Annotated in this window: 17 protein-coding genes; 5 read left to right on the top strand and 12 right to left on the bottom strand. The window is 45.4% G+C overall.

Annotated features, from left to right (window positions below; genetic code table 11):
- Positions 1 to 348: 348 nt before the first annotated feature.
- The 3 genes from WBM30_RS10165 to WBM30_RS10155 form a co-directional block, all read right to left on the bottom strand.
- On the bottom strand, positions 349 to 1,437 hold the full coding sequence (locus WBM30_RS10165; protein WP_424900611.1) for a BMP family ABC transporter substrate-binding protein: 1,089 nt from the start codon (positions 1,435 to 1,437) through the stop codon (positions 349 to 351).
- Between the two features lie 157 nt (positions 1,438 to 1,594).
- Positions 1,595 to 4,045: a DNA translocase FtsK gene (locus WBM30_RS10160; protein WP_424900610.1), complete on the bottom strand. Its 2,451-nt coding sequence runs from the start codon at positions 4,043 to 4,045 to the stop codon at positions 1,595 to 1,597.
- Positions 4,046 to 4,255: 210 nt separating this feature from the next.
- Positions 4,256 to 4,552 (bottom strand): DUF1033 family protein, encoded by a 297-nt coding sequence (locus WBM30_RS10155; protein ID WP_424900609.1) that lies wholly within the window; start codon positions 4,550 to 4,552, stop codon positions 4,256 to 4,258.
- Positions 4,553 to 4,701: 149 nt separating this feature from the next.
- On the opposite strand from WBM30_RS10155, the gene WBM30_RS10150 reads away from it, so the two are divergent.
- Together WBM30_RS10150 and yidC are read left to right on the top strand one after the other, a co-directional pair.
- Complete coding sequence (locus WBM30_RS10150) at positions 4,702 to 4,977, top strand: acylphosphatase (RefSeq protein ID WP_424900608.1); 276 nt, start codon at positions 4,702 to 4,704, stop codon at positions 4,975 to 4,977.
- A 62-nt stretch (positions 4,978 to 5,039) separates the two neighbouring features.
- Positions 5,040 to 5,972, top strand: coding sequence for a membrane protein insertase YidC (gene yidC, locus WBM30_RS10145; RefSeq protein ID WP_424900607.1), 933 nt, complete (start codon positions 5,040 to 5,042; stop codon positions 5,970 to 5,972).
- A 52-nt stretch (positions 5,973 to 6,024) separates the two neighbouring features.
- Here the strand turns inward: yidC and WBM30_RS10140 are convergent, their stop codons facing one another.
- From WBM30_RS10140 to gndA, 3 genes are all read right to left on the bottom strand, one after another.
- A complete protein-coding gene (locus tag WBM30_RS10140; protein WP_424900606.1) occupies positions 6,025 to 7,404 on the bottom strand; it encodes a HAMP domain-containing sensor histidine kinase in 1,380 nt (459 codons plus the stop codon).
- A 124-nt stretch (positions 7,405 to 7,528) separates the two neighbouring features.
- Positions 7,529 to 8,230: a response regulator transcription factor gene (locus WBM30_RS10135; protein ID WP_424900605.1), complete on the bottom strand. Its 702-nt coding sequence runs from the start codon at positions 8,228 to 8,230 to the stop codon at positions 7,529 to 7,531.
- Positions 8,231 to 8,402: 172 nt separating this feature from the next.
- Positions 8,403 to 9,839, bottom strand: a complete 1,437-nt coding sequence (gene gndA / locus WBM30_RS10130; protein WP_424900604.1) for an NADP-dependent phosphogluconate dehydrogenase — start codon at positions 9,837 to 9,839, stop codon at positions 8,403 to 8,405.
- A 184-nt stretch (positions 9,840 to 10,023) separates the two neighbouring features.
- On the opposite strand from gndA, the gene WBM30_RS10125 reads away from it, so the two are divergent.
- Positions 10,024 to 10,158, top strand: coding sequence for a DUF4044 domain-containing protein (locus tag WBM30_RS10125; RefSeq protein WP_424900603.1), 135 nt, complete (start codon positions 10,024 to 10,026; stop codon positions 10,156 to 10,158).
- A 63-nt stretch (positions 10,159 to 10,221) separates the two neighbouring features.
- Here WBM30_RS10125 and WBM30_RS10120 read toward each other — a convergent pair whose 3' ends face one another.
- The 6 genes from WBM30_RS10120 to rpmG all read right to left on the bottom strand — a co-directional run bounded on the left by WBM30_RS10120 (position 10,222) and on the right by rpmG (position 14,371).
- Entirely contained in the window at positions 10,222 to 10,623 is a 402-nt protein-coding gene (locus WBM30_RS10120) for a rhodanese-like domain-containing protein (protein WP_424900602.1), read from the bottom strand.
- Positions 10,624 to 10,704: 81 nt separating this feature from the next.
- On the bottom strand, positions 10,705 to 11,790 hold the full coding sequence (locus WBM30_RS10115; RefSeq protein WP_424900601.1) for a hypothetical protein: 1,086 nt from the start codon (positions 11,788 to 11,790) through the stop codon (positions 10,705 to 10,707).
- 49 nt (positions 11,791 to 11,839) lie between these two features.
- A complete protein-coding gene (locus WBM30_RS10110) occupies positions 11,840 to 12,808 on the bottom strand; it encodes an ROK family glucokinase (protein WP_424900600.1) in 969 nt (322 codons plus the stop codon).
- A 29-nt stretch (positions 12,809 to 12,837) separates the two neighbouring features.
- On the bottom strand, positions 12,838 to 13,536 hold the full coding sequence (locus WBM30_RS10105) for a rhomboid family intramembrane serine protease (protein WP_424900599.1): 699 nt from the start codon (positions 13,534 to 13,536) through the stop codon (positions 12,838 to 12,840).
- A 37-nt stretch (positions 13,537 to 13,573) separates the two neighbouring features.
- Entirely contained in the window at positions 13,574 to 14,119 is a 546-nt protein-coding gene (locus WBM30_RS10100; RefSeq protein WP_424900598.1) for a 5-formyltetrahydrofolate cyclo-ligase, read from the bottom strand.
- 102 nt (positions 14,120 to 14,221) lie between these two features.
- Positions 14,222 to 14,371 carry a 50S ribosomal protein L33 gene (gene rpmG / locus WBM30_RS10095; protein WP_068560829.1) on the bottom strand — a complete coding sequence of 50 codons (150 nt, stop codon included), beginning with the start codon at positions 14,369 to 14,371 and terminating at the stop codon, positions 14,222 to 14,224.
- Positions 14,372 to 14,591: 220 nt separating this feature from the next.
- Between rpmG and WBM30_RS10090 the strand changes: the two genes are divergently transcribed.
- Both WBM30_RS10090 and WBM30_RS10085 read left to right on the top strand, forming a co-directional pair.
- Positions 14,592 to 14,957: a hypothetical protein gene (locus WBM30_RS10090; protein ID WP_424900597.1), complete on the top strand. Its 366-nt coding sequence runs from the start codon at positions 14,592 to 14,594 to the stop codon at positions 14,955 to 14,957.
- 13 nt (positions 14,958 to 14,970) lie between these two features.
- On the top strand, positions 14,971 to 15,477 hold the full coding sequence (locus WBM30_RS10085; RefSeq protein WP_424900596.1) for a hypothetical protein: 507 nt from the start codon (positions 14,971 to 14,973) through the stop codon (positions 15,475 to 15,477).
- The last annotated feature ends 34 nt before the right edge of the window (positions 15,478 to 15,511 follow it).

Here is a 15,511-nt window from a genome sequence, read left to right as displayed (position 1 = left end):
CATCATTCGCTTTATAATTGCCGAAAGCTTTTGTTACGCCAATCATCTCAATGACATAATTTTCTTCTGTCATGCTGATTCCACCCCTTACTAATATTGAATGCATGCATTCCCTCATGCAGCAGTGAGACACGCTTATAAAATATAATACCGTAAAACACCATTTCACACCTATTATAAAGTATTTCCAAAATCCTATCCACTTTTGTTTGTCACAAAAAATAAACATTTGTTCCTCCGCTTTAGGCGGAACTTTTTTTATTGGGGAACTATGCGCGAAAAAAAGAGAAGCAACTCAATATCCCAAACCGGAATCAAGTTGCTTCTTTAAAGATTTAAAAAAAGTGATTAGTTTTCTGGAGACTCCGGAACAGCAAGCGTTCCTTCCAAAATTTGTGCTTTTGCATCGTTGACAGCAGTCAAAGCATTGGGGCTCAATTGTCCGTCAGTCAAATCGACGCCTTCTTCAGCCAAACCGAAATTCAGCACTTCTCCTGCCGGAAATTCGCCGTTCATCGTTAATGTAGCGATATCCTTGGCTGCAGTGCCCACACCCTTCAACGTTGAAGTCAAAGTAAGGTTTCTTTCAGTGCCATCGTCAAGAGTCAACAAGCCTTCTTCTGTTTGGTCACGGTCAACACCGATTACCCAGATTTCTTTTGAAGGGTCAGCTTTTACGATATCCTTAGCTTCTGAGAATACGCCATTTCCGGAATCTCCGGCAGCTTGATAAATGACATCGATTCCGCTCGCGTACATTGCAGCAGCTTTAGATTTCCCGCCCGCAGCATCGCCAAACGAGCCGACATATTCTACTTTTACATCTATATCAGGATTTACTGATTGGGCACCGGCTACGAATCCTGCTTCAAAGCGATCGATTACGACACTCTCTTGTCCGCCGATGAAACCTAATTGGTTGGTTTTGGTTGTTTTAGCAGCAGCGACACCTGCCAAGAAAGCAGCCTCATTATCTTTGAATGATACAGATACTGTGTTTTCGCCTTCGATGACATCATCGATGATGGCGAACATTGTATCAGGGTTCTGCGTTGCCACATCCTGCATCGCCGATTTCAACTTATAGCCGATACCGAATACTAGATCAAAATTACTGTTTACGGCAGTGTTCAAGTTTGTCACAAATTCCGAGTCGGCATTTGATTGGATATAATCATATCCATCGATCCCTTTTGCTTTGCCGTTCTCTTCGCCCCATGAAACAAGTCCTTCCCACGCGCTTTGGTTGAATGATTTGTCATCCACGCCGCCGACGTCGGTAACCATTGCGATAGTAAAGTTATCTTCCGTTCCCTCTGCTGTGCTTGAACCTGTTGCACTGCTGTCAGACGTGTCGCCGTTGCCACCGCAAGCTGCCAGGATTGTGCTGACACCTAAACCTAATGCCAATAAACTAACATATTTTTGCTTCTTCACCATGACCCCTCCAATAAACTTCAATTTTTTAAACTTGTAAGTACAAGCTTCTTACAAAAAATATCATATCATGCATTCCAAAAAAAATAAATGATATTGATTTGTTTTGTAATCGTTTTTTCATTTAATATCCATATATTTGTCGGAATGCTTCGGGTTAAACCTCGGAATCAAAGTGGATATCCGTATCATTTTCATATATCCCTTCGCTAATGTTCACTTTTCTGGGCTTGCTTCCATCAGCCGGGCCGACGATCCCTCTTGCTTCCATCTCATCGATCAGCCGCGCTGCCCGATTATAGCCGATCCGGAATCTCCTCTGCAATTTGGATATGCTCGCCGTTTCATCCGATCTGATGAACTCTACAGCTTCACCGAAGAGATCATCTTCCGGTTCTTCGCTTGCAGCCGCCACCGCTTCAGTCGGCATCATTTCCTCGACATAGTTCGCTTCTTGCTGATTTTTGACGAAAGTGACAATGTGCTCGACTTCCTCGTCGGAAATGAACGCCCCTTGCACACGAATCGGTTTGTTTTCACCCATCGGACGGAAGAGCATATCCCCTCTGCCCAATAACTTTTCTGCCCCGGAGCCATCGATTATCGTTCTGGAATCGATCGAACTGGATACGGCAAACGCAATCCGGGAAGGGACGTTCGCTTTAATGATGCCGGTGATGACATCGACACTAGGCCGTTGCGTTGCCAAAATCATATGGATTCCCGCTGCCCGTGCCATCTGCGCCAATCTGGTGATCGCATCTTCGACCTCGTTGCTGGCCACCATCATCAAGTCGGCCAACTCATCCACGATGACCACTATGTATGGCAACGTAGGGTTATTTTCCCCGTTTTCCAGATTGTATTCGACAATCAGATTGTTGTAGCCGTCGATATTACGCATGCCGGTACCGGCAAACAATTCATATCTTCTTTCCATTTCCGTCACGACTTTCTGGAGCGCTTGCGCCGCCTTGCGGGGATTTGTGACCACCGGCGTCAGTAAGTGGGGAATCCCGTTATAGACGTTCAATTCCACCATTTTCGGATCGATCATCATCATCTTCACTTCGTTCGGTTTGGCTTTCATCAAGATGCTCGTGATGATGCCGTTGATGCAGACCGATTTCCCGCTTCCGGTTGCACCCGCAATCAGGAGATGGGGCATCTTCGTCAGATTCGCGCTTTGAACGACGCCGGAGATGTCCCGGCCTAACGGTACCTCCAACAGCTTGTCTGTGTGCTTTTGGCCTTCCATGACATCTCGGAAGGATACGACACTGACTTCACTGTTCGGCACTTCTATGCCGATGAAGGATTTCCCGGGTATCGGCGCTTCGATGCGGATATCCTTTGCCGCCAAGGCCAGCGCCAAATCATCACTGAGGCTCACAATTTTGCTGACCTTCACCCCTACGGCTGGTTGGATTTCATATTTTGTCACGGCAGGTCCGAGGTTCGCTTTCGTGACTTTAGCCTCCACCCCGAAGCTCGCAAACGTCTCTTCGAGCTTTTTGACATTTTTTTCGATTGTCGCGTATTCATTCGATTGATCAATCGCTTTGATTTCATTCAGTAAAGTGACCGGCGGCAATTGGTAATCCCTGTTCTCCTGCTCGGCAGTGATTTCGAACTCCAGCTCGCTGCTGTTATCTTCCTCGCTGCTTCCGGCTGGTTTTTTTGCCAGGCTGGCTGGTTGGGCTGACGTGCTCTTTTCATTGTCCGCACATTTGTATTCAGCTGCTTTTTCAAGTTGCTTCTGGAAGCTGTCAATTTTCAGCTGAACGGGTTCACGCTCTTTTTCGGCGAGTGTGTCTTTTTCTGATGCTTTCAAAGCTTCTGCTTCTTCCTTCATCAATTTCTTCGCTGCCGATTCGTTTTTTATTTGATTTTTGGCTTTTTCGACTATTGAAGGTTTCTTGTCGGTCGAAGCGCTATTTGACCTAGTCGATCTTTTCACTGTTTTCGAATCGACAATTGAGCTAGCCACTTTCTCTTTTGTGTAAAGCACTGCTCGTTTACTGTTGTGCCCAAAGGTCAGGGCAACTTTGCGCACGACTTCCATGACATCATGCGTCGTGAAGCCGAATATGACCGCCGTACCAAAAAAAACAAGCAGGCCGATGATAATGTAAGTGCCCCATTGCGAAACCAAAAAATGGGTTCCAGTATAGAAGGCTGCTCCGATCAAACCCCCGCCCATCTCTGAAGCCGTATCCGCTTGCCTGACATCAGTCAAAAAACGCGCAAGCGTAACGGACACGACCGACGCACCCTCCGTTACGACTGCTTCAAAAGCCTGTGAATGGAGATAAAGCAACTCTGCTGAATAAAGCAGGATTCCGCTGATCAGCCAGTTCTTTCTTATTTTGGGTTCTTTTCCTCTCAAAATCAGGTACAGACCGTAGGCACCGAACAGCGCCAGGCTGACCGGGTAGGTTTCGCCGACAAAAAAACGGAAAAAATTCGCCAACGCAATCCCGGCAAAACCGAGTTGCCCGATCCCCAAGGCTGAACTGAAAAGAAACAGCACGCCGATAAGCTCGTAGGATATCTTCTGCCCGGTCGCCTTCTTTTTCTTTCTTGTTGTCGTCGTTCGTTTCGCCAAACATGCCAACTCCTTTTTTAACTTTTACTCAAAACCACTGCCCGTCTGCATAAAACAGCAGGCCATAGATTGTTCCTTTGATTACCCGTATCTGTTCATTATACTACAAAACGAACCCTTTACGAGGCTATTTTTCAATCAATCCGCGCGGACAAAAAGCTCCTGTTTCCCGTCAATACAGGCAGCAGCAGCTTTTTGGAATTTTATCCGTTATTCTTGATGAAGTTTTTTCCTGTCCTGCAGCAGCATCAGTCCGTGATACAATTGCACATCGTCATCGCAATTCTCACAAAAACGGATTTCTCCGTCTGACCAGTAGGCAGTCAGGTAGTCTTCCTTTGTTTTTTGGAATGGGTAAACTGCTGATAGTTTTTCCGCAGCCCGCTCATAGGCAGCGACCGCCTCCTGGAAATTGGCATATTCTGTCGATTCCACAATGAAATCCATCCAATCTTCAAAAAACCACCAGGGTTCATATTCTCCCACGGTCCGTATTACTTGGTACATGCTATCACCTTCTTTGTTGCGAAAAGTATAGCATAGCTCGGAAAATTATTCCCGCTCAATGTATCGGGATTGAAACTTCTTTAGGAAGGCTGTAAACTAGATTAATAAACTGAAGCGCAAGCTCATTCTAGAATTTGGAGGTAATCTGAATGAAGAAAATCAAGATGACCGTAAATGGCCGGGTCCAAGGCGTTGGATTCCGTTACATGACAAAAATGGTGGCTGACCAGATCGGCATTGCCGGCATCGTAAGGAACGAGGATGACGGAAGCGTCTATATCGAAGCCGTCGGACCGACCGATAAAATCGACGCCTTCATCGCGGCAGTCAAACGCAGTCCCTCGCCAAGCGGAAAAGTAGATGCCTTTTCCATTCTTGAAGACGCCAACATTGAGAATTACATAAGTTTTCGCGTAACCAATTGAATAAATTTTCCCCTTCATGTATAGTGGTAATGTTATCGAAAAATTGTAAAGGAACGTGAATGATGAAACTTAAGAAGAAGTTATTGCTTTCCGCGGAAATGATGGCCTTGTTAGTAGTTCTTACAGGCTGCATGCAATATGATAAGAATAAAAACCCAACTGGCTTTATATATGACTATTTGGTGGTGCCTACAGGCAAATTGATCGTTATGCTTGCGGAAATGCTTAACGGTAACTACGGGCTGGCCATCATCGTTATCACAATCATTGTCCGTTTGGCCATCATGCCTTTGAACTTTAGCCAAATCAAAAAAACGATGGTACAGCAAGAAAAAATGAAGTATATCAAACCAGAATTGGAAGATATCCAATTCCGTCAAAAAAATGCCCAGTCGCCTGAAGAGAAAGCGGCAGTTTCGCAGGAAATGATGGCATTGTACAAAGAAAACAACATCAGCATGACAGGCGGCGTCGGTTGCTTACCGATTCTGATCCAGATGCCGATTTTTACAGCTATGTATCAGGCCGTCAATTTGACGCCGGAAATTTCTGCAAGTACATTCCTTGGTATCAACCTTGGTGTCAGCAGTCCTTTGTTGGCAATCTTGGCAGGTGTCGCTTATGTGATTCAAGGCTATGTTTCAACAATCGGCATGCCTCAGGAAACCAAATCACAGATGAAGTCGATGATGCTGATGAACCCAATCATGATTCTCATGTTCTCGTGGTCTTCACCAGCAGGATTGGCACTTTATTGGCTGGCTGGCGGTATTTTCGCTGCAGCCCAGACTGCGCTTCAAAATCACATGATCAAACCTAAAATTCAGAAGCAAGTTGAAGATGAAATGAAGGATCGTCCGGTCAAGAAGAACGTGAAAATGGCTAAGCCAGCTTCCGATTCAGCCCCTACGCAAGCGGTAAAAGCTTTGTCCGCCAAGAATCAACAAACGGATGGCAAAAAAGGCCGCAACGCAGGTAAACAATCAAAAGAATGATCCAATTAAAAAACAGGAGTCAGTTCACAACATGAACTGACTCCTGTTTTTTTTACAATTCTTCCTCTGGCGTATAATTCTTCAGTATCGGCAACTGGATGCGGAAAACAGATCCATGCCCCAATACACTTTCGACGGTGATGTCACCCTTGTAGCCTTCCAACAATTCTTTCGCGATCGACAGACCTAAGCCGTTCCCGCCTTTATTCCGCGATCTGGCTTTATCGACGCGGTAAAAACGCGAGAAAATCTTCTGTTGATCTTCCTGGGACATCCCCTCGCCAAAATCTTGGATGGCAATCTGGACATAGGACATGGATTCGGAAATCGAAAGATGGATTTCATGCCGGTCCGTCGAATATTTAACCGCGTTGTCCATTAAAATCACCAATATTTGCTCAAAATGGTTGCGATAGATGTTCACATAGATTTCGCGATTCAGATCATCATCCAGATTGAACACGAAATCGGGATAGAGCATCTTAAAATTATGGAACGTGTGCAGCACGACATTCCGGATCGGTGTCACTTCATTTTTATAATGGATTTCGACTTGTTCCGCACGGGAAAGATCCAGCATCTCCTGAACCAAAGTCTTCATTCTCTGGATTTCGGTCAAGGATGCGGCAAGCGATTCATCCAGTATTTGTGGATCTTCCTTGCCCCAACGGTTCAGCAATTTCAGATGCCCCTCAACAATGGCTGTCGGCGTCCGAAGTTCATGCGAGACATCTTCCACAAACTGCTTTTGTTGGGTGACATACAGCGCCATTTTATCCAGGAGGCCGTTGATATGGACAGAAAGGTCGGTAAATTCGTCCTTGCTTTTTGATATTTTGATCCGGGTCTCCGACAACGTGTCTTCCTCGATCGCATCCATCGTGTCAACCATCTGTTTGATGGGCTTGAAGAAATAAATAGCGATGCCATAGCCTGCCGCCGCCGACAAAACGAGCACGATTGCCGTGACTAACCAGAAATACCGCGTCATCTGTGAGACGACTTTATGATAATCATTCAATCGGTAAACAATCTGGACATACCCGAGCAGGAAGGAGTCTTCTTCACTGAGGATCGGGCTGCCTGCGACAAACGCTTCAAGATTGTTCAGTTTTGTTTCGCGCAAATACTTATCGGGATTTTTGATGAATGTCGTGTAGCTCTTCTGCGTCTCATAGAGCAGCTGTCCATCTGTATCGAATACGCGTATGTTCGCCCCTCTGTTCTTGAGATCCTCCAAAAACGGGTAGTTCCCTACAGACTGGAGCCCTTTCGTCACAGTGGAAACAGAAATTTTCTCAAACATGCTTTCGACGCTGTTGACTGACAGCTTCGTATCGATTTCAGATAGCGCAGTTTGGACCGAAGTCAACAACTTCTCAGCGCCATCTTTTTGTTCGTTGTATTGATAGCTTTTGTAGACATTCAGCATCAGCAAAGCGGAAAGAAAGTACAGTAGGAAGAACGCTATACTTAAAAGAAAACCCCATTTCCACCGAATGGACTTGGGATTTCCTCTTTTTTTGGTTGGCATATAATTGATTCTGCGCATAGTATTATGAGCGCATAACGTATCCGGTGCCACGAACCGTTTGGATATAACTTTCTTGGCCGGCTACATCGATTTTATTGCGCAGATATCGGATATATACATCCACTACGTTTGTTTCCACTTCTGTCTTGTATCCCCATACTTTGTTCAGCAATACATCCCTTGAAAGGACAACGTTGATGTTTTCCATCAGGATCAACAATAATTCGTATTCGCGTTTGGTCAATTCGATGTGCTCGTCGCCACGGCGCACGACACGATTTTCCTTTTCGATCGTCAAATCACGATATGTCACAGTCGTCTGTTTCACCTTGCGTTGCTCTTCTTCGATGTCGATGCGGCGCAGCAAAGCACGTACCCTTGCCAAGAGTTCTTCGATGGCAAATGGTTTCACGATATAATCATCGGCTCCGTGGTCTAAACCGGATACACGATCGATGACGGAATCGCGGGCGGTCATGATGATGATCGGCGTATCTTTGACCGGACGCAAGCGACGGCAAACTTCGATGCCGTTCAATTCAGGAAGCATCAGATCCAAAAGGATGACATCCCAGTCCTGGCTCATGGCCGCTTCAAGGCCTGCTCTGCCGTTGTAGCAAATTTCTGTTTCGTAGCCTTCGTGTTTTAACTCAAGCTCGATGAAACGCGCCAGATTTTTTTCATCTTCGATAATCAATATTCTTTGTTTGTCTCTATTTTCCATAGAATTCTCCCCTAATGTCTCATTTGAATAATAACAACATGCCATTACAATTTCATTTTATTTTAACATACTGTTGGGAATTAGTCTTAATTAAATGATCCTGATAGTAAAATGTCATCCGAAGCACGGCTTCGGATGACATAAATGTAGGCCAGAATGGCACTATATCGCTTTAGTCTTGTGGAACTTCCACTTCTTTATCCCACTCGAAGTGATAAGAACCAGCTTTGTCTGTACGTTCATACGTATGCGCTCCAAAGTAATCGCGTTGTGCTTGGATGATGTTTGCAGGCAAGACAGCAGAACGGTAAGAATCGAAATAAGCTACTGCAGATGAGAATGTCGGTACAGGAACGCCTGCAATCACAGCTGTAGCAACCACTTCACGTACAGCTCCCTGGTATTGTTTCGTGATGTCCACGAAGTAGTCATCCAACAACAGGTTCTGCAGTTCAGCATTCTTCTCGTAAGCATCCGTGATGTTTTGCAGGAATTGCGCACGGATGATGCAGCCTGCACGCCAAATTTTAGCGATTTCGCCATAATTCAGATCCCAATCATTTTCTTCGCTGGCAACGCGCATTTGAGCGAACCCTTGTGCGTAGCTCATGATTTTGCTGAAATACAGAGCTTTGCGGATACTCTCCACAAACGCGGCTTTATCAAGACCCTCTTTAGCCGTAACAGCAGGGGCAGTCAGAATTTCGCTGGCAGCGACACGTTCTGTCTTCAATGCGGAAATGTAACGGGCAAAAACAGATTCGGTGATCAACGGCAACGGAACACCTAAATCCAATGCACTTTGGGAAGTCCATTTACCCGTGCCTTTATTGCCGGCGCGATCCAAGATGATCTCGACCATTGGTTTACCTGTTTCAGGATCGTATTTAGTCAAGATGTCAGCTGTGATGTCGATCAGGAAGCTGTCCAACTCGCCTTTGTTCCATTCGATGAAGACTGCAGCAATTTCTTCCACTGACATGCCAAGGTACTTGTACATGATGTCATAGGCTTCTGCAATCAATTGCATGTCTCCGTACTCGATTCCGTTGTGGACCATCTTAACGTAATGTCCAGCGCCATCTTTGCCGATGTAGGCTACGCATGCCTCGCCATCCGGAGCTTTAGCGGAAATCTGTTCCAAAATCGGTGCAACCAGATCGTATGCGTCGCGTTGTCCGCCAGGCATGATTGAAGGGCCTTTCAAAGCGCCTTCTTCACCACCGGAAACACCAGTTCCGATGAAATTGATGCCTGAGTTTTCCAATTCTTTGCTGCGGCGGATCGTATCTTTGTAGAAAGTATTCCCGCCGTCGATCAGGATATCGCCTTTATCCAAATGGGGCAACAACGATTGGATCGTTTTATCGGTTGCCTCCCCAGCTTTTACCATCATCATGATTTTTCTTGGCTTCTCCAAAGACTCAACAAATTCTTCAATTGTATAAGTAGGAACCAGTTTTTTATCTGGATTTTCCGCGATCACTTGCTCAGTTTTTGAACCGGAGCGGTTGAATACAGAAACGGAATAACCTCTGCTTTCAATGTTCAATGCTAGATTTTTGCCCATTACGGCCATCCCGACAACGCCAATTTGCTGTTTTGACATAAATAAATTCTCCCTTCATGATAAACACATCATTATATAATCTTAATCCTAACAAAAATCCGCCTAAATGGAAAGCAAACAATTGAAAATAATGGCTTTCTTTTCTTTTACCGGATTCCCAAACGTTTACTTTTGGATGTTATTGTTGTAAACTATGCCATGTAAAAAACAAAAGGTGGGAATAATGTTGACAAAGAAAACGGGTACTACCTCTTCAAAATTCACTAAATTCAGCAAATTCGTCATTTGGGTTATGTTGTTGGCTATGGTCGGCAGTTCGATCATCTCAGTCCTGTACTCTCTATTCATCAATATGTAATAAGCAAAATTCAAAAAGGTTCCCGGAATCCATAAGCTGATTCCGGGAACCTTTTTCATTCACTCAGATGCCTTTTTTGACTTTGCCGTCCCAGCCGGCATAGCCGCCCTTCAGGATGAAAATATTTTTGTAGCCATTTTTTTTCAAAATTGCTGCGCAGCGTCCGCTCAACATGGAATTTTGATCGTAAAGATAAATTGGTTGATCTTTGCGGATTTCTTGATAACGTTGTTTGAAAGCAGAATAAGCGATATTTCTCGCTCCCAATATGTGGCCTGCATCGAACTCGGTTTTTTCGCGGACATCGATCAATTGCGCTTTACGCAGGTCTTTTCTGAATTCCTCTGCAGTTAGCGTCGTCGCCGCATTCTTTCTTTGGAAATAAAAATAAGCTTGATAAATAGCATACCCGATGATGAATATCCATAATACGATATTAAAAATATCAATTCCTGTTAAATTCAAATAAATTCATCCTTTCCATACTCTTGCTCTCATATTTTACACTTGTGGAAGGCGGATTGCTACAGTTTTGACGATTTTTTTCTATTCCGCCAATTGTATCCAACGATTGCGTTCCACATCGTACAGATACTCGTAACGCCTTCCGTAAAGCACATAGGTCGAATCTGGCGATGCCGAAATCGGAGCCATTCGCTCGACTTCAGTCAGCGCCGCTGTAGTGTTTGCGGAAAAGCCGATCTTTGCGAGTTCAAAGATGATGCCATCAACGCTCCCTGGCTCATGTTTCGGGATGACAGCAAACGTTTCATCCGAGGCAATCCCTTTTGTAAATTCCGGGATGACAAGTCCGTTTCCATCGGTGCTGCGCGGCAGGGTAACATAGCCTTGGGTAATCAGAAGAGGATAGTAGGAAATGACAAACAGCTCCGCCTCATTGAAATCTGAAGGTGTCACTACCCATACCGATTCATCTTCCAGTCCGTATGCGAGTATTTCCCGATCAATGACCGTATCTTTGCCGGGAAACCGGATATCACTCAATACCAGCGCAGATGCGCCATCCGTCCCGCTTTTCATGTGGAGATACATATTTTCTGAATACCAAACCGGCATATCCTCTGTATCCGGCAGTTCTTTCCATTCTTCCTCAGACAAATCCCAAAGGTAATTGACGGGTCTACCCACTGTTTTTTGGACGGAAAGGAACAACTGCTCTTCGTTGGTTGGATTCCAGGAAACGCTCTTCAAGATCCCTTCAGAAACATGAAAATCAGCCAATGATTTCCCTGTTTTGTCGATCATCATGACATTATTTCCTTGTTGCGTTGCGACTTGCACCAGCACCCGCCTACCGTTTGCGGAAAGCGCAGCAAAAACAAGCCGTTCTGAAAAAGCCCGGACCAGCTGTTCTTCCCCCGTGAGCAGGTCATGGCTGTACAAACCGTATTCTCCATTTGATTCCAGCGCGACAAGAATAGTCTTGTCGTCCAGCCAGCCCACAGTATAAAGGAATTCATCCTTGGAAATGGATGGGAAGTCGCTGCCGGAAGAAAGGCTCGGCTCACTTGCGCCAGGCTGGTTGGGATACGTCAAACGCTGTGTACAGGCCACCAGAATAAAAACACTTGAGAGTGAGAGAATGAACCACGCTAGTCCTTTTTTCCCCATGCCATCCCCCATCCTCCCGCATTTTCTTTTGCCGAAAATGTTCAGGCCCCTATTTATTGATCTCCGTCAGTGCAAGATAAGCTGCTCCAACTATTCCGGCATCATTTCCAAGTGCGGCTAATTTGATATGCGTAGTCTTCTTGACGTTCGGGAATGAGAATTCAGCAAAATAGGTTCTTACTTGCTCCAAAAGGTATTCCCCGGCTGCGGATACACCGCCACCGATGACGATATAAGCTGGATTCAAAAGATTACCGATATGGCTGCAGGCCAAACCCAGATAGTAGGCAGCGCGATCGACTACAAGCTCAGCCAATTCATCGTTTTGTTTCGCTAAATCAAAAATCATTTTTGAAGTGATTTCCTGGCCATCGTCGATGATGAATTTGAGCTGCGAGTCACCGGCATATTCTTCCGCATGTTTGCGGGCCAATTTGACGACGCCGGTTGCGCTGGCGACAGTCTCCAAACAGCCTTTCTTCCCGCACGTACAGTCAAATCCGCCTGGTTCTACAGTCATGTGGCCGATTTCGCCGCCGGAACCTGCAGTCCCATGGATCAGATTGCCTTCCGCTATGATTCCCCCGCCGACACCTGTGCCAAGCGTCACAAATACGACGTCGCGATCATCCGCACCGGCGCCTCGCCATTTTTCCCCCAGCGCGGCAACGTTTGCATCATTGTCTATAAAAATAGGGATGCCGATTTCCCGCACGATCGCTTCACGTACAGGCTGCGGTGTTTTCCAGTTCAGGTTGAAAGCACCCTCGACGGTACCGACTTCACGGTCCACCGCTCCCGGCGATCCCATGCCGATGGCCTGAAAGTCCTCAGCAGTCAGTTGGTAGAGATCCAGATGATGTTTGATCGAAGCTATGATATCAGGTACGATGTGCGTCCCCTCATCATTTATGTTCGTGGGGATGCTCCATTTTTGCTGGATATCGCCTTCTGCTGTTAAGATAGCCAATTTCACTGAAGTGCCGCCTAAATCAATACCGATAAATTTTTTATACACGTCATTTCCTCCAATTGTTCAATTTGTATCTAGTATAACGCAAAACCGGTCCGCATTAAACCCGAATAAGCAAAGAATATAGCGCTCACAAAATAAATGACCAGAAAAAGAAGCCTCAATCCATTTTGGCTTTTGGCAGTGCGCGGCATCGCGATGAACACGGCCGAAAGCGCCCCGCCAAGTGCTCCGCCAAGATGCCCGAAATTATCGACTGCTGAGGAAAAAAAGCCGAAGAAGAAATTCAGGAAAATCAGCATCGTAAAATTCCGGGCCATAAGCTGGATCCCAGAATTGTGTGGGAACTGACGGCCCAGAACGATAGCAGCAGCAAACAACCCGAAAAGCGAGGTACTTGCACCAGCAGAAATTGAATCATTGAAGGCAAAACTCATAAGATTCCCCATCAATCCGCTCAGGAGATAGATCAGCGCAAATCGCAAAGAGCCATAGAGACTTTCCATCTGCGTGCCCAAATAATACAGGGTGATGCTGTTCACCAGAATGTGCGTAAAGCCTATATGGATGAACATAGGCGCAATCAAACGCCACCATTCGCCTTGCGCGATGGCTGGGTTGAATTTGGCGCCGAACAGGATAAGCGTCAGTACATTGGTGCTTCCCCCGTTCAGGGTCATCAGTAGGAAAATGACGATCTGAATAGCCAAGAACAAGTGTGTTACAGAGAATTGATCCGGTAAATAGGATCTTTTGGTATTATATGCCCGCATCGTGATGCTCTCCCTTCCATTATTATCCTATTTTATACTAGAATGCTGTTGTCAACAACTTTTGGACGGGCACATCAAACGCTTCGATTTCCCAATGCGGATCCTCGAACAATTGGAATGGGAACAGCACCGACAAGGTGTGCCCTTTGTATGCAGCCAGATAGCGGTCATAGTAGCCGCCGCCGAACCCGACGCGGTAACCCGTTTCAGAAAACGCCAATCCAGGAACAAGCAGCAGATCGATTGCTTCAGGCGGAACCGTGTTGCTCTTATCAACAGGTTCCATGATGCCGAACTTGCTCTTCGACATGGCTGTATCCGGCAAGTATTCATGAAAAGTCATCACGCGGTTCTTGCCGGAATAGGGCACGACCATCCTCTTGCCTTCTTCAAGCCCTTTTTGGATGATTTTATGCGTATCGATTTCCGGAAAATTCGACCAGGTGACTCCGATCGTCTTTGAAACATGCCATTCGTCGCTATTGCAGACTGCGGTGGTCAGCTCTTGCTCCATCCTAATCCGTTCTTTGGACGGCAAACTTCTCAATTTTCCCAGCATCTCTATTCTTATTTGTTCTTTCATCGTAAACCCTCCTTAAGCAGTCTGTCCCACGCCGTTTACACTCTATATCATACCCTTCCGGATAAAATAAAAAAACAACAGGATATCCTGTTGTCGTTTTAATTATTTTGTTTCACGATGCAAAGTCACGCGTCTTTCACGTGGACAATATTTTTTCACTTCAAGACGGTCCGGGTTGTTACGTTTGTTTTTCTTTGATAAGTAATTACGTTCTTTACACTCCGTACATTCCAATGTAATATTTAACCGCATATTCTTCCCTCCAAACATAAAAAAATTGAAGATCGAATCATCTTCTGCGTTTCTCATTGTATCACTTATAGAAAAATTATGCCACTATTTTTTGAACAAGTTCTGTACAAGTCCACTTTTTTGAGCTTTAAGCTAATAAAATCCCAGATAAGGTTGCAGAAACACCCGAATTTCATTAGAATGTTATCAGGCGTCAAAAAGAAGAATTGAGGTGACAAAGATGGAACAATGGACCATCGTGATTGTCTTACTGACAATTGCAATCATATTACTGTTTGCATCATTTTTCGTAAAAGATAATGATCGCAAATTCGCTGATGAGATGAGTGAATACACCTTACAATTAACGGAGGAAATCCATGAATTGAAGCAACGACTCATCGCTATAGAAGGGGAATTGGGAAAAGAAGTACCCGTTTCCGAAGATCCGCAGACCGTCAAAAAAGTACACAACCTGACTAAGCAGCACATCATCACTTTGTATACAAGCGGAAGAACGTTTGATGAGATTGCAGAGCAACTGTCCGTCCCTATCACCACCGTGCAACTCGTTGTCGATAACTACATAGAGCAATCAATCGTATAGAGGAGAAAATAAAGTGAACAAACAAAATCTTCGTTTTATATCCATCGGTTTTTTGTTGTCTGCCGTACTGTTGGCCGGCTTCCAGCTCTTCTATCCGGAAGCACTCCCTGGCAGCACCTTCAACGGAGAAGCAAATGCCGATTCAACGGATTATCAAGAGAAATATGAAAGTACTTTGGCGGAATTGGAATTGCAGAAGCAACTTAATGAAGCAACAACAAGCAGTGCTCCTGCCGAGGGAGCTGCAGTGGCCTCCAGTGCTCCGGCTGAAACAGCTAGCATTGCTGAAAGTTCAGCTACACCTGCCGTGAACACGGTAGTCACGTTTGTCATCACTTCCGGACAACCTACGTCCGTCGTCATCGACAATCTGGTCAGTGCGGGACTCATCACCGATCGGGCTGTCTTTGAACAGTACCTGAATGACCGGAATCTCGTCATGAAAATCAACATTGGAGAGTACCAATTGTCCCAGGACATGGGCTATGAAGTCATCGCCGATATGATCACACTGGAATAATAACCCAGCCTACAAAACAGAAGGTGGCGGAACA

Source organism: Trichococcus sp. (genome assembly GCF_049684335.1).
GTDB lineage: Bacteria > Bacillota > Bacilli > Lactobacillales > Aerococcaceae > Trichococcus.
The sequence above is the reverse complement of the archived record's forward strand: the minus strand, read 5'-3'. Positions and strand labels throughout refer to the sequence as shown.

Coding starts and splice junctions, on each gene's coding strand:
- yidC (WP_424900607.1), top strand. CDS start 5,040: ATGAAACTTAAGAAGAAGTTATTGCTTTCCGCGGAAATGATGGCCTTG.
- WBM30_RS10150 (WP_424900608.1), top strand. CDS start 4,702: ATGAAGAAAATCAAGATGACCGTAAATGGCCGGGTCCAAGGCGTTGGA.
- WBM30_RS10140 (WP_424900606.1), bottom strand. CDS start 7,404: ATGCTGAATGTCTACAAAAGCTATCAATACAACGAACAAAAAGATGGC.
- WBM30_RS10135 (WP_424900605.1), bottom strand. CDS start 8,230: ATGGAAAATAGAGACAAACAAAGAATATTGATTATCGAAGATGAAAAA.
- WBM30_RS10115 (WP_424900601.1), bottom strand. CDS start 11,790: ATGGGGAAAAAAGGACTAGCGTGGTTCATTCTCTCACTCTCAAGTGTT.
- WBM30_RS10155 (WP_424900609.1), bottom strand. CDS start 4,552: ATGTACCAAGTAATACGGACCGTGGGAGAATATGAACCCTGGTGGTTT.
- gndA (WP_424900604.1), bottom strand. CDS start 9,839: ATGTCAAAACAGCAAATTGGCGTTGTCGGGATGGCCGTAATGGGCAAA.
- WBM30_RS10100 (WP_424900598.1), bottom strand. CDS start 14,119: ATGAAAGAACAAATAAGAATAGAGATGCTGGGAAAATTGAGAAGTTTG.
- WBM30_RS10125 (WP_424900603.1), top strand. CDS start 10,024: ATGTTGACAAAGAAAACGGGTACTACCTCTTCAAAATTCACTAAATTC.
- rpmG (WP_068560829.1), bottom strand. CDS start 14,371: ATGCGGTTAAATATTACATTGGAATGTACGGAGTGTAAAGAACGTAAT.
- WBM30_RS10090 (WP_424900597.1), top strand. CDS start 14,592: ATGGAACAATGGACCATCGTGATTGTCTTACTGACAATTGCAATCATA.
- WBM30_RS10105 (WP_424900599.1), bottom strand. CDS start 13,536: ATGCGGGCATATAATACCAAAAGATCCTATTTACCGGATCAATTCTCT.